Raw genomic sequence first — 14,185 nt, forward strand, 5'->3', positions numbered from 1 at the left:
TCGTTAATGTTTCTTTGTTCATTACATCTCTGCAATAAACCCTACATATTCTCGAAACTTTGTTCAGTTTTCAAAGGCCTACTTGTTGCAACAGCAACTCAATTAGTATAGCATGTTGTCTTTTTTCATGTCAACAACTTTTTTCAAAACGTTTTGTTTGAATGTTGAATTAACAATAAAGATAACGCTTCATAATTATTTGCCGTTCACAACTTAAACTATCTTATCAATTTGACTTTAGTACGTCAACAAGAAATTTAAAAAAACTAACCAAAAAAAGATAATGCTTCGGAAATCCACTGTTCTTTAACATTTGAAATTGCCTTAAAACCGGTGGTTGTGTGCTGACTCGTCCAGAAAAACTTTTTACTGTGATAAAAATTATCTGTTGGAGAATTGTCCATCAACGCTCGAAGTGACAAACTAATCTTCTGAGAATATTCATCAATATCTAATACAAGTACCTTGACCACATCGCCGACGTGAACAACCTCGTGTAAATCCTCAACATAGCCGGCTGAACATTCAGAAATATGGACGAGGCCCTGTGTTTGATCATCTAATAAAATAAAAACGCCATAAGGCTGAATGCCAGTTACTTGTCCAACCAGTACATCACCAATTCGATAATTCACGCTGTTCACCTCTTAATTCTGGATACTTTATATTCTAGCAGTAAATTCAACGAAGATAAAGAAAAAATACTTAATCAGACGAGCACTCACAATAATAGTCGAATATTACCGAAATCTATGTTAAAGTTATTGCGCTGAGTCATCTGATCACATATTTAGGAAGTGGATATTTTGAATCACAAGTATGATCTATTAATTATTGGCGGCGGTCCAGTTGGCCTTTTTGCCGCACATTTTGCTGGCATGCGTAATGCAGACGTTGCAATCGTCGAAAGTTTACCTCAATTAGGTGGTCAAGTTGCAGCATTGTTTCCCGAGAAGAACATTTATGACCTAGGTGGTATCCCTAGTATTAAAGCAAAAGACTTAATTCAACAACAACTCGTTCAACTAAATGCCTTTGCGCCAAAAGTGTTTCTCAACACATCCGTTACTGATATTGCAAGTGACGATAATCATGACTTCGTTGTGACCACAACTAACGAAGAGATTCATGCTAAAGCAATTATTATTGCGGTTGGTAATGGTGCCTTTGCGCCTAGAAAACTAGCTTTCGATTATGATCAACAATTGGAACGTAACGGAATGATCAATTACTTCATCACTGAACTTGACCAATATCGTGATAAAAACATTGCGATTGCTGGTGGTGGTGATTCTGCGATTGATTGTGCTCTTGCTCTCGAGTCAATTGCTAAAAGTGTGACGATTATTCATCGCCGCGATCAATTCCGCGCCCTTGAATCTAGCGTTGCTAAAATGAACGCTTCAACTATTCGTGTCAAAACACCCTATCTGTTAAATGATTTACACGAAAAAGGCCAACAACTCCAAATTGATTTAAAAAAAGTTAAGACAACCGGTATTGAAACGATGATGGTTGATAAGTTAATTGTGAACTACGGTTTTACCGCAGACAGTCGGATTTTACGAAAATGGGATCTTGAACTTAACGGGGTTAAAGTCAAAGTAAACACACGCATGGAAACAAGTCGTCCTAAAGTTTATGCGATTGGCGACGCCGCCGACTACCCTGGTAAAATGAACTTAATTGCAACCGGTTATGGCGAAGCACCTATCGCCGTTACCACGGCTTTAGAAACAATTTACCCAGAAAAAGTACAGCCTTTGCACAGTACCAGTCTCTTCAATTAGCTTTGACGTTAATCCGTACTAACTAATTCAGTTCTTGAAAGGAGCTTCATCATGATTGGCAACCATGAAATGCTATTTAACCACGTTATTGAATTATTGAAAAAGCGTGGCGTTACTGTTGACGATATCGCCGACTTAGTTATTTTTCTGCAAAAGGACTACATTCGGGGTCTAACCCACGCAGATGCTGCTGAGAGTGTGCGAATTGTTCTGCAAAAGCGCGAGGTCCAGAATGCAATAATGACCGGCATCCAACTAGATGAGCTGGCAGAGAAGCATCAATTAGATCACCCACTTCAAGAAATCTTGGAAAACGATGAAGGCCTGTATGGCATTGATGAAATTATGGCCTTGTCGATTGTCAATGTCTACGGTTCGATTGGCTTTACGAATTACGGTTACATCGACAAAGTTAAACCGGGCATTCTCAAGGTGTTAAACGCACATGAACCAGGGATCATTCATACTTTTCTTGATGATCTCGTAGGTGCAACAGCTGCTGCAGCGGCTAGTCGTCTAGCCCATCAACATCCCGAGCTTGAAGACGATCAAGACATTTACACCGATTAAATTAAGTAACTTTTTAAAAGCTACTTTTTGAAATACCTTGATAAAAATCACAGCAAATTAAAAAACGTCCCCCATGAATTCTTCAATGAGAATTTGTCGGGGACGTTTTTTAGTGATCAGCCTGTAATAATTTCAGTGAGCGACGCGCCTTTAACCAGCCCATCAACATCATGAGTTCAAACAAAACAAAGGCCAGTATGAAACAATGCATAAAGAATTCTTCTGGCAGAACTAAGATAATCGGATCTTTCGCCGGATCAAATAGCCAATCTTGATTGCGGAAGAAAATTTCATGAAAGGTGATGAAGAACTGATTGAAGTTCAGTGCGGCGATTCCTGCTAAAATTAACGGAATCACGAACCCAATTTGAGCGGGATGAAGCAGGCGATATTCTTGGCGTTGTTTCTTCAAACGTCGTAAAAAGCGAACGGCGAATGGTGCAGTTATCAGTAAAATAACCCATGCTAAAATAAAAAGTTTTTTTACGTCAGCAAAATGAAGCGCGCCACTTTTAGAAACGGGAAAGTCAGCCAACTGTAGTGTACTAATCCACGGTAATTGTAAATAGGCCATTAATTGCACGAAGTTATGATAAAGCGCCCCAGCAGAAATCGGCCATAAGCGGCGCACTTGATAAATTTGAGCATCAACTGGAAATAACAAATAACTGCATAACAACGTCAGCACCACGGCCAAACTAATGCAAAAAAATGTTACTGCCAGCCAATTAATACCATCTTTGAGATCTGCTTTCATCAAACTTCCCACTCATCCAATGACTTAATCTGATAAGTTGGTTGAATTTCCTTTTCCGCAACCACTTCTGGCTTGCTAATGCCAGTGTAAACTAATAGTGAGTCGACACCAGCGTTAATTCCTGCACGAATGTCAGTTTCGTAATTATCGCCCACCATAATTGCGTTCTCTGCTTCTTGGCCTAAAACTGCCAATGCGGCATTGACAATGATAGCTTCAGGCTTACCAATGTAGGTGGCGCGTTGTTGTGTCGCATGTTCAACTAATGAAATAACCGAGCCAGCACCTGGAACTAAGCCCCGTTCATTAGGCAAATTCGTATCGGCATTTGTTCCAATGAACGTTGAACCAGCACGCACTGCTAGTGTTGCGACTTCAAACTTGTGATAAGTGACATCATAATCCAAGCCAACCACCGTATAGTCAGGATTTTGTTCTGCTAATACCATCCCTGCGCCTAATAAGGCACTGACCAAGCCAATTTCGCCAATAATATAAACAGTCTTGCCAGAAACGTCACCATGGTTTTTTGCCTTTAAGTAACTGACTGTTGCTAACGACGGTGTGTAAATTTGTTCGGCCTGCACATGAATGTCGTGATTGCGACTGAGGTTTTCAACTACTGCGGCTGGTGTTTTAGTCGTATTATTCGTTAAAAAAAGAAACGGAATATGCTTGGCTTGTAATCGCTCGACAAACCGTTTAGCCGCGGGAATACGATCACTCCCACGATAAATCGTGCCATCGAGATCAATTAAATAAGCGGAATAAGATTTCAAAATATCAACGCTCCAATATTAAAATTAACTATTTTTCAAAAGTTCCAATTCTGATTGTCCAAACTAGTCCTCTAACTGGCGAATGTGAAATTCATGAGCCGGCCGTTTAGACACTGTTGGCGTCACTTTAGTTGTAGATTGATGGTTATTCTTGGCAACGTTTGATTGTCGTTGTTTGGTTGTTTTAGTTTTTGACTGATTACGATTTGCATGTTTTACAGGCGCGTCAGTTAGCGAATGCATGGTAAAATTATCATGGTGCGTTTGCTTATTTTGCGACACGGTTAACTTTTCTGAGCGGTGTTGTTTAGACGCACCAAAATTTTTATGATGATTTGCTTTTGAAACGTCATTTTTACCGGCTGAGCGCAAATCTGTCGTCGATTTAGTACTGGTACGAGCTGATTTTCCAGTCGCTTGTTGTTTAGTACGTGGACTCGATTTTGTTTTTTGCTTCGTATTTTGTTTAGTGTCTTCAGTCTGTTTAACTTTCGTTTTGCTATTACCATTTCGCTGCTTGGACTGGCGATTCGTATTATTGTGGTGTGCTGTGTAATTCGTCTTGACAGTTTCAACCTTTTCCAAGACAAAAAACGCACAACCAAAATTACAAAACTCAGCAATGTAATCTTGCAGTGTGACAATATTCTGATCGCGATTGGCAGAATGGTTGCGTTCATTGTAAAAGCCGCGTAGCCGCAGCTGTTCGAAGCCCCAATCGCCGACCACATAATCGTACTTGTTCAAAATTGATTCGAATCGTTGGCCTAAACGCTCGGCGTCAAAACCATCACGATATTGGTAGACCAGTCGATATTGAAAATTACCGACCAAAATATTTTCGGCATCCTTAACTTTAACAGATACCCCGCGATACTCTGGTTCGTCGGTATCTGAATCTTTTTGTGGTTTGATATCCGCTAGCATTGTTGCATCATCTGCGGTATCATCATGCCTAATATTAAATACACCTGGCTCGACTTTGATGGTCGTTACCGAATCGTCTTCTGGTGTGATTAAACTTGTTGCCATGTCTTAACTCCTTAGCAAAAAAATGACAATTAGCCGATGTGGTTAGCCCGTAAAATTTCCTTCACATCATCGGCAATCTTGCCTTCTGGTTTCTCCCACTCTATCCATTCAGTGAAATCTTCGGCAGGCATTGTATAATGAGAGTTGATATACTTTTCATAATCTTGAACAGCGTTAGAATGAGGAATGTTCAATTGCAAAATACGCACTTCTTTAATAAAGCCACGCACAGCAGCTAATTCGGCACGCCCATTCATAAACATATTGGCAATTTCGTAATACTGACTGCCATCGTTACGCGTTATAATTTCAATTAAATCTAACGTTTGATACTTTTCAGCCATCATATACCTCCAAAACATAATAAGTGTAACATTTTTACAGAAATGTTGAAAACCAAATCGTATGAGTCTGATAAAAGACATGATGTGGGGCTCTTCCTGGCTGCAAAAATGGCACGCTGCGCGGTGATGAAAGAATATTTAGCGCTTGAAGCTAGTGTGCTAAATGATAGAACTGTTATTTTACATTTCTTCGCGCTTGCGCAAAGGTTGCGTATGGAACGTACGGGGTATCGTGGCGGCGAAGAAATACTTTGCGCTGGAACGTAGTGGGCGTCGATTTGAGACGATTGAAAGGCAATCGTCTCAAATGCGAGCCTTAATATAAGCAATAAATTGCCAACATTAATGTCACTACTGAGCGGTATTTCTTCGCCGCCACTAAACTAGCGAGCGGGCAACCCTTGCGCAAGCGCTGAATTCACGAGTGGTTGAATACCTTCAAATTTTTAGAAGCACAAATTTTCTGTTAAATCACACCATAACATCTTTTTCATCAGTGCCGGAGGAAAATCGCGGTCAGCCGCGGAATTCTTGTTGGTGGTTTACCACTTACAAGAAAGCTTGAGTTTGAGACGAATTGGTTTTTATTCGGCTCAAACCAATGCTCGCAGCGTTCCACCAGCGTATTTTCTGTAGGCGCGGAGAACCACGAGACAACAGGTCTAGGATTTCGTATTTCCCGTAGGCACGGAGAACAGCAACATAACAGTTCTAGGGCTGACCACTCTTCCGCAGAAATAAAGAATAGTAACCTAACACTCTGAACCTCTTAACACACAGTCTCTCAAAGAAAGTAGGCTTTCCATTGCAGCGATTTTCGTTTAAAAAAATAAGTCTCGTCTTCGCACTTTGGTGGTTGGCCTGTGGCTTCACAGTCATTGGCCACCGCGGCGATCCGATTAAGCAACCTGAAGAAACGATTGCCAGTTTTAACCAAGCTTTTAGCGAAGGTGCTAATTATGTAGAACTTGACTTGCACGTCTCGCAAGACAATGTGCTGGTTGTTTCCCATGATCGTAACTTACAGCGAATTACAGGACACAATAATATTGTCTCGCAAACCCCGTGGGCCACGATCAAAACATTTAAGCAAGCTAATGGTGAGCCTATGCATTCATTGGCTGATATTTTCACCTACTATCAGAATAAACCTAATACTAAGTTTCTGATTGAAACGAAGAAAACCAAAAAGGGTAATCCGCAAAACATGGAGTCATTAGCTGCAGCCTTGATCAATCAATATCATATGACTTCACGCGTCATGTTTCATTCTTTCTCACTTGCTAGTCTGCAAACGTTAAAAACACTGTTGCCAACTGTTCCGCGAATTTTTATCGCCGGAAGTTTGAAACGAATTAATTTTGAAACTTTTGCAACGTCCACTGGCGTGAATATTTCTTCAGAACTCGTCAACGCGCAAATCATTAAGCAGCTGCACGCCGCCAACCAGAAAGTTTATGTTTGGGATCATATGAATGAAAACGCCGACCGCTGGAATTGGCTCGTTAATTTGCCAATTGATGGCGTTGTTACCAACTATCCAGCTACTGGTAAACAATATCAGGACGCCAAAACTCAAGCAACAACCAAAAAGGTTTCATTTGACGCCACTTTATTAAGTAACACCGCCGCAATTAGCTACGAGAATCCTTATAATCTTACTTTGAAAAAAACAACGGTTCAACCATTAGCCACATATCACGTCACTCAACTCGTTTGGAGTAAAGGCCACGCTTATTATCAAATTGGCACCAATCGTTTCATTGAAGCAACCGGTGTGAATCGTAATGAAGATTTCACCCGAGCTGAGCCCTACTTGAATCAAACACTACAATTACGGACTGATTTAACTCAAGCGCAATTTTATAATCAGCCTTATGCACCGCAATCGTTGGCTCATCGTTTGCTACCAGGACAACGCGCTCACATCGAAGCCGTCCAAATTTTAAACGACAACTTGTGGCTGCAGACCAAAAAAGGTTGGTTAAAAGGGAGTGATGTCCTAATTGACTTTGACCAAAACAGTGCGAATTGGCGAGCCTATCAACACTTAACTCCTCACCAAAAATTAGCTCTAGTCGCCATTAAATCGTCCAAAATTTTGCAACTTAACACGAAAAAACAAAATAAGTGGCAAATGTTAGCCTATTTCCATTATAATCAAGTTATTATGAAATCAATTTTATAGTGAGGTGCCAGCTAATGAACGACTGGGATGATCAAGACGAACCCAGTGAAATCGACCACGAACAATTAATTAAGACGGTTAAAGCCACCTTACCTAATGACGAGATTACGGAGTCGATTTCTTCATTTTTCAAAATGTTAGGTGACCCGACGCGGGCTAAAATCTTATATGCCCTATTCGAGTCTGAATTACGCGTCTATGATATTGTCGCGATTCTGGGACTATCACAATCTAGTGTCTCCCATCAATTACGGTTATTAAAGCAAGCTAAGTTGGTTAAAAACCGCAAAGCCGGCAAGGAAGTTTACTATTCCTTAGCAGACGACCACGTGATGACCATCTTCAAGAGCGGTATCGCGCACATTAATGAGTAATAAACCCAAGAAAAGAGGAATTATATGATTGATTGGCAAGCAGAAGTAGAGAAGCGCCAAGATGACTTATTGGCAGACTTAGAAGCTATTCTTCGCATCGACAGTGAACGTGATGTGGCACATGCCACCAAAGATTATCCATTAGGTGCAGGCCCAGCCGAGGCTTTAACGCAAATGTTGACCATTGCGCAACGTGATGGCTTCACCACCAAGAATGTAGAAAATGTTGCCGGCCGAATTGAATTTGGCGCAGGTGACGAAATACTAGGCATTTTAGCACACATGGACGTTGTGCCGGCTGGCGACGGTTGGCAGACGAAGCCATTCGAACCAACAATTGTCGATGGTCATTTGATTGCGCGCGGCAGTGCCGATGACAAAGGTCCAGCAATGGCGGCTTATTATGCTCTGAAAATTATTAAAGAATTAGGATTGCCTGTTTCTAAAACGGTTCATTATATTTTTGGTACTGATGAAGAAAGCGAATGGGTCGGCATTGAGCGTTACCTAGAAGTTGAACCAACCCCAGACTTTGGATTCTCGCCGGACGCCGAATTTCCAATTATCAACGGCGAAAAAGGTATTGCTGACTTCAAGATTAATTTCAAATCAGAATTATCGACCGTTGGTGAAATCCGTTTAATGAACTTCACTAGTGGTCTGCGCGACAACATGGTACCACAAACGGCAACGGCAACAGTCGAAGGTCATCAATTGGACCAATTAAGTGATCAATTCGTTGCTTTCGCTGCTGAAAATGGTTTAGTCGCTGATGTACAAGTGGCGGATCACCAAACTGTTTTTAACTTAACTGGTAAAGGCGCTCACGCACTTGAACCTCGTGCCGGCGTTAATGCCGCTACTTACTTGGCTACTTTCTTAACTGACTTGCCATTAGATTCTGCTGGTCACGAATACGTTACCGTCATTAAAGATCACTTCCATTTAGATTCACGTGGTGCTAACTTAGGCATTGAATATACCGACGACTTAATGGGCGAATTAACAGCCAGCCCCGATATTTTCCGTTACGATGTTGAAAACGGCGGTCACGTCATCTTAAATGTTCGTTTCCCTCAAGGTATTACAGCCGAAGTGATCAATGCGAATATCGCTAAAACCATTGACCATGCCAACATCAACAGCGAAGTTTATGGTCGTGTGGAAACACCACATTATGTCCCAGCTGATGATCCATTGGTCAAGACATTATTAAGTGTTTACGAAAAGCAAACCGGTGAGAAAGGTCACGAACAAATCATCGGTGGTGGTACTTATGGCCGAATTCTAGATCGCGGTGTTGCCTTCGGAGCACAATTCCCAGGTCAACCAAATGTCATGCACCAAGCTAACGAGTACATGCCAATTGCTGATATCCTACGCGCAACGGCTATCTACGCCGAAGCAATTTACGAATTAGTAAAGTAATTAAAGACAATAAAAAGGTTAGGAGCAATCCTAGCCTTTTTGTGTGATTAAAAATATTAATTTAGTATTTACTCCGCAATTCTTTGCGCTTGCGCAAAGGTTGCTTATGGAACGTGGTGGACTCGCTTAATTAGGATAGCGGCAACTAAAACTGTTTTGTTGTGGTTCTTCGCACTTGCGCAAAGGTTGTTTATGAAGCGTGCGGATACCGTGAGGGAAAATAAATACTTTCGCTGGAACGTGGTGGACACTGCTTGAAGCCAATTTTTACAAAATTGTCTCCAAGACAGGTCTTGTAGTAACAGCTAAAGCTGCAACTACAATCTCACCACTGAGCGGTATTTATTTTCCCTCACTAGACAAACGAACGGGCAACCTTTGCGCAAGCGCTGAATTAACGTGTAGTTGGGCCGCTTCTAATTTTTAGAAGCACAAATTTGCAGTTAAATCGCACTAACACACTTCAGTCAGTGCCGGAGGGAAATCGCGGTCAGCTGTGAAATTCTCGTTAGCGATTTATCGCTTACAAGAAGGCCGAGCTTTAAGACAATCGTAGATTGGCTTAAAGTCGAGCCCACAGCGTTCCACCAGCGTATTTTCCGTAGGCACGAAGAACTGCGACATAACGGTTCTAGGACTTCGCACTTATAACAAGGCTTGTATTTCAAACTATAAACAATCATCTATCCGTATCTATTTTGCAGCCCAGAGTAATTCAAACGTTTCGCAAACAATCAGGTCTGTCTCGAAGAAATGATGATTAGCCGCTTCTGCTTCTTCACTAAAGAACTCCCAGTGTACTTCACGCCAATAATCGAGGCTTAAGTCGCCCTCACCCTCTAATTTTGCATGCTCAGCTGTTACGTCGGCAAAGGGGATAACGTCGATTTTAGTCGTGCGAATCACACAGATTGGTGACTGGTGGCCGTCTAAAATGATGTTGTAGTCGCCCACCTTAGGAATTGGTTCGTTTGTCCAACGATAAAGTTGATATAAGGAAGCCGTGGCGGTCTTTTTACCGGCAATAACCAACGCAGATAGCTGATCTGCTTGATCTGCAGTACCGCCAAACGACCAAGCTAAATATTTATCCCCGGCATCAGGATATTGCTTCTTAAACTCTTCCCAGAATTCTGAGACTGCTAAACTTGACATTATCATTGCTCCTTACCATCATTCAATAATTTAAGAATAGCCGATTAACTACTTAAAGACAAATCTAAACTAAAGACCGACTTAAAAGAAGTGCCAACTTTTTAAGATAGCTTATCAATTATTTCAGATCAAAAGTCATAGAAAGTTAACAATCTGTTAACAGTTTTAACGAAATAAACTTTAAGAATAGGAATTGTTATATAATTCTAAGGTGTAACTATGAAAAAAGGTGGCGTTATCTTTGAACGAGCCCCAAAATTGGTGGACGAAATTCCTAACTGCACTACAAAATTTTAGACAAAAGTTAGTGCACTTACCTCAAGATTCCACTCAGCAGTCACGTTCATCTTCTCAATCTAGACGACAAACAAGTCATCAGCGGCAACTTCAGACGCCCAATGATTGGCAGTTTAAATTCAATGTGGTTATGAGCACCATTCGCTCCTTAACACTTTTTTTGGTTGCCCTACTTTTTGTTGGCGGTGGTTTGGCTTTTGGTCTGCTATTAGGTTATTTCAGCGGCTTAATGAGTCAAGAATCGGTACCAACTTATACCAGTATGAAACGACAAATTAGTGATGTAAAACAGTCTTCTGAATTATACTTCGCGGATAACGTTAAGCTGGATAATGTTAAGAGCGACTTGTTGCGCAAGCAAGTTTCATCTTCAGAGATGTCCCCTTACTTGAAGGAAGCCATTGTTGCCACTGAAGATAGCGACTTTTACAATCATAATGGTGTTGTTCCTAAGTCATTGATCCGAGCCGTTTTAGGTGAAGTAACCGGTGCTAGTGTCCAAACTGGTGGGTCGACTTTAACACAACAGCTGGTTAAGATGCAGTTGCTTTCGTCTGAAACAACTTGGAAGCGGAAAGCCACCGAAATCATGTTAGCCATGCGGGTTAACAAATATTTCAGCAAAGATGATGTACTAGAATCTTATCTCAATGTGGCAACTTTTGGTCGTAACAATGCCGGTCAGAATATTGCTGGAGTTGAAGAGGCGGCTCAAGGATTGTTCGGAGTTAGTGCCAAGAATCTATCCCTACCCCAGGCCGCATTTATTGCAGGTTTACCGCAAAGCCCCTCTATCTATACGCCTTACAAGCAAGATGGTAGCTTGAAGAAAGATCTTTCATTGGGATTGAAGCGTAAAGATATTGTGTTATTCCGCATGTATCGCAATGGCAATATTACGAACAAACAATATCAAGCTGCCAAAAAAGTTAATTTAACCACTCAATTCCAAGCACAAGGCACCGCTACTAAGCAAACAGTGAAATATGGTTATGTTTATAACTTACTATTGTCCCGAGCACGAACGATTTTAATTAAACAACTGGTTAGACAAGATAATCGTGATTTAACTAAGGTTAAGGCTGACAGCGCACTTTACAAAACTTACTATAATCAGGCCGATACGTTACTGAAACAAAAAGGTTATCGCATTGACAGCACGATTAATAAATCAATCTATGACGAATTACAAACTGCGACTTCACAAGCAAGTTATACTCTTGGTCAAAGTTATACGGAAACTGCCTATGATAACAACTTGAAGAAGCAAGTTACCGTTACTGAACCCGTTCAAGTTGGTAGTGTTGTTTTAGATAATACCACTGGTAAAGTGTTAGCTTTTGTCGGCGGACGTAATTATGATGACAACCAAGTCAATCATGCTTTTGACACCCTGCGCTCTCCAGGTTCAACAATGAAACCATTGTTAGTCTACGGCCCAGCAGTCGAAAACAAAGTAATTAACACGCAAACTCAAATCGCTGATTTTCCTCAAAATTTCAATGGTTACAAACCATCCGACTTTGGGCAAACGTCGCTTAATAAGTTTGTTTCAGCAACCACAGCTCTGGCGCATTCGTATAACTTACCAACGGTTAACTTATATAACTATCTGCTCAATCAGACTAGTGTTAAACCAGCTGATTATCTGAAGAAGATGGGCATTACTTTAACAACCAAGGAAATTTCTGAATTGGGAATTGCGTTAGGCGGTACATCTCAAGGTATTTCTGTTCAACAAGATGCCAGTGCCTTTGCCACTTACGCAAATAACGGAACGCACATTGATCCCTACGTCATTAGTAAAATCACTGCGCCTGATGGTCAAGTTGTTTATCAACATCAAGAAACCAAAACTTCTGTCTTTACACCAAGTACAACTTATATTATGCAACACTTGCTCAAGGAAGTTGTTAAGTCAGGTACGGCCAGCTCATTATCATGGCGGCTCAACTTTAATACCGACAATGTTTGGGGTAAAACTGGTACCACCAATGACAACAAAGATATCTGGTTTGTTGGTTCCACACCAGGAATTACCATGGCAACCTGGATGGGTTACGATAATTTCTACGGTAACCAACATAGCTTAAACACAACCGCCAGTTCAACCAACTTAAATTACTGGTCAACCATGGCTAACGCGATTTACGCCAATCAACCTGACTTGCTGAAGCTTGATAATAGCATGTCGAAACCAAGCGGCGTCAAATCACATTCAGTTCTTGAAACAACCGGCACCAAGGCTGGTAAGGTTACAGTCGATAACAAAACAATCACTTTGAAGGGTAACATGGTCACCGCACTCTTCAACAATGACGATGCCAGTGATGCAAAAGCTGATTTTGCAATCGGTGGTACAGATAAAAGTTACAAACTCTTCTATGACAATTATAATGGTACCAGCAATGCCTACGGGAAGAGCGTTAGAATGGATGCTAAGGGCAACGTGCTTGATAGTAACGGTAATATCGTTAAAGATGATGACGACACAACCTCATCATCAAGTTCAAGTAGCTCATCTAATAATTAAATAATTAACCAACCAGAGCCTAGAGGAAATTCTCTAGGCTCTATTTTGATACGAAATTACTAGATCAGGGTTCTTTATGCTTTTAGATGAAACTTGCCACGTTGTTGCGGCAGCAAAAGAAGACTTAGTGCTGCATTAGTAACCGAATAGTGGAAACTAAAACTGTTATGTTGTGGTTCTACGCGCTTGCGTAAAGGTTGCATACGAAACGTGCGCGTTGTCGTGGCGACGAAAGAATGCTTGGTGCTGATTAAGACAGTGGAAACTAAAACTACTATTTTTTGCTTCTTCGCGCTTACGCAAAGGTTGCATATGAAGTGTGCGAGTACCGTGAGGGAAAATAAATACGTGTCGCTGGAACGTGGTGGACGCTGCTTGGAGCCAATTTTTACAAAATTGTCTCCAAGACAGGTCTTGTAGTAACAGCTAAAGCTGCAACAACAATCTCACCACTGAGCGGTATTTATTTTCCCTCACTTAACAAACAAGATGGCAACCTTTGCGCAAGCGCTGAATTGATGAGTGGTTAGACAACTTCCAATTTTTAGAAGCACAAATTTGCAATTAAATCACACCACATCTCGTTTGTCAGTGCCGGAGGGAAATCGCGGTCAGCTGCGGCATTCTTGTTGGTGGTTTACCACTTACAAGAAAGTTTGTATTTGAGACAAATCGGTTTTGATTTGGCTCAAATCAAACTCGCAGCGTTCCACCAGCGTATTTCCCGCAGGCACGGAGAACAGTAACATAACAGTTCTAGGTTTTACCATTTACAACAAAACATGTATTTGAGACAAATCGGTTTTTGATTTGGCTCAAATCAAACTCGCAGCGTTCCACCAGCGTATTTCCCGCAGGCACGGAGAACAGCAACATAACAGTTCTAGGTTTTACCATTTACAACAAAACATGTACTTGAGACAAGTCGGGCTTTAATT

At 41.2% G+C, this 14,185-nt stretch carries 13 protein-coding genes; 7 read left to right on the forward strand and 6 right to left on the reverse strand.

All coding sequences use genetic code 11. The annotated features are described in order from the left end of the window. Positions 1–266: 266 nt before the first annotated feature. Positions 267–635 carry a CvfD/Ygs/GSP13 family RNA-binding post-transcriptional regulator gene (locus EKM65_RS08910; protein ID WP_125607640.1) on the reverse strand — a complete coding sequence of 123 codons (369 nt, stop codon included), beginning with the start codon at positions 633–635 and terminating at the stop codon, positions 267–269. Between the two features lie 171 nt (positions 636–806). Here EKM65_RS08910 and EKM65_RS08915 point away from each other — a divergent pair, with 171 nt between their 5' ends. Together EKM65_RS08915 and EKM65_RS08920 are read left to right on the forward strand one after the other, a co-directional pair. Further along, the gene (locus tag EKM65_RS08915) at positions 807–1,790 is read left to right on the forward strand and encodes an NAD(P)/FAD-dependent oxidoreductase (protein WP_404803144.1); all 984 of its coding nucleotides are present in this window, start codon (positions 807–809) and stop codon (positions 1,788–1,790) included. A gap of 51 nt (positions 1,791–1,841) precedes the next feature. Further along, the gene (locus tag EKM65_RS08920; RefSeq protein ID WP_125607642.1) at positions 1,842–2,360 is read left to right on the forward strand and encodes a phosphatidylglycerophosphatase A family protein; all 519 of its coding nucleotides are present in this window, start codon (positions 1,842–1,844) and stop codon (positions 2,358–2,360) included. 109 nt (positions 2,361–2,469) lie between these two features. Here EKM65_RS08920 and EKM65_RS08925 read toward each other — a convergent pair whose 3' ends face one another. The 4 genes from EKM65_RS08925 to EKM65_RS08940 are packed head-to-tail and all read right to left on the reverse strand — an operon-like array spanning position 2,470 to position 5,272. Beyond that, positions 2,470–3,117: a TIGR01906 family membrane protein gene (locus tag EKM65_RS08925; protein ID WP_125607693.1), complete on the reverse strand. Its 648-nt coding sequence runs from the start codon at positions 3,115–3,117 to the stop codon at positions 2,470–2,472. Then, positions 3,117–3,899: a TIGR01457 family HAD-type hydrolase gene (locus tag EKM65_RS08930; RefSeq protein ID WP_125607644.1), complete on the reverse strand. Its 783-nt coding sequence runs from the start codon at positions 3,897–3,899 to the stop codon at positions 3,117–3,119. The genes EKM65_RS08925 and EKM65_RS08930 overlap by 1 nt, the downstream gene beginning before the upstream one ends. Before the next feature lie 60 nt (positions 3,900–3,959). Beyond that, positions 3,960–4,928, reverse strand: coding sequence for a YutD family protein (locus tag EKM65_RS08935; RefSeq protein ID WP_225420442.1), 969 nt, complete (start codon positions 4,926–4,928; stop codon positions 3,960–3,962). 29 nt (positions 4,929–4,957) lie between these two features. After that, the gene (locus EKM65_RS08940; RefSeq protein WP_125607646.1) at positions 4,958–5,272 is read right to left on the reverse strand and encodes a hypothetical protein; all 315 of its coding nucleotides are present in this window, start codon (positions 5,270–5,272) and stop codon (positions 4,958–4,960) included. 123 nt (positions 5,273–5,395) lie between these two features. Between EKM65_RS08940 and EKM65_RS11310 the strand changes: the two genes are divergently transcribed. The 4 genes from EKM65_RS11310 to pepV all read left to right on the forward strand — a co-directional run bounded on the left by EKM65_RS11310 (position 5,396) and on the right by pepV (position 9,262). Further along, entirely contained in the window at positions 5,396–5,539 is a 144-nt protein-coding gene (locus tag EKM65_RS11310) for a hypothetical protein (protein ID WP_164506887.1), read from the forward strand. A 538-nt stretch (positions 5,540–6,077) separates the two neighbouring features. Then, positions 6,078–7,460: a glycerophosphodiester phosphodiesterase gene (locus EKM65_RS08945; protein ID WP_164506888.1), complete on the forward strand. Its 1,383-nt coding sequence runs from the start codon at positions 6,078–6,080 to the stop codon at positions 7,458–7,460. Positions 7,461–7,474: 14 nt separating this feature from the next. Then, a complete protein-coding gene (locus EKM65_RS08950) occupies positions 7,475–7,834 on the forward strand; it encodes an ArsR/SmtB family transcription factor (protein WP_125607650.1) in 360 nt (119 codons plus the stop codon). 24 nt (positions 7,835–7,858) lie between these two features. Then, positions 7,859–9,262 (forward strand): dipeptidase PepV, encoded by a 1,404-nt coding sequence (gene pepV / locus EKM65_RS08955; protein WP_125607652.1) that lies wholly within the window; start codon positions 7,859–7,861, stop codon positions 9,260–9,262. 693 nt (positions 9,263–9,955) lie between these two features. Here the strand turns inward: pepV and EKM65_RS08960 are convergent. Beyond that, positions 9,956–10,417, reverse strand: a complete 462-nt coding sequence (locus EKM65_RS08960) for an ASCH domain-containing protein (RefSeq protein ID WP_125607654.1) — start codon at positions 10,415–10,417, stop codon at positions 9,956–9,958. Between the two features lie 241 nt (positions 10,418–10,658). On the opposite strand from EKM65_RS08960, the gene EKM65_RS08965 reads away from it, so the two are divergent. Continuing rightward, complete coding sequence (locus EKM65_RS08965) at positions 10,659–13,247, forward strand: transglycosylase domain-containing protein (protein ID WP_125607656.1); 2,589 nt, start codon at positions 10,659–10,661, stop codon at positions 13,245–13,247. The last annotated feature ends 938 nt before the right edge of the window (positions 13,248–14,185 follow it).

The sequence above is a fragment of the Lapidilactobacillus bayanensis genome (genome assembly GCF_003946695.1).
GTDB lineage: Bacteria > Bacillota > Bacilli > Lactobacillales > Lactobacillaceae > Lapidilactobacillus > Lapidilactobacillus bayanensis.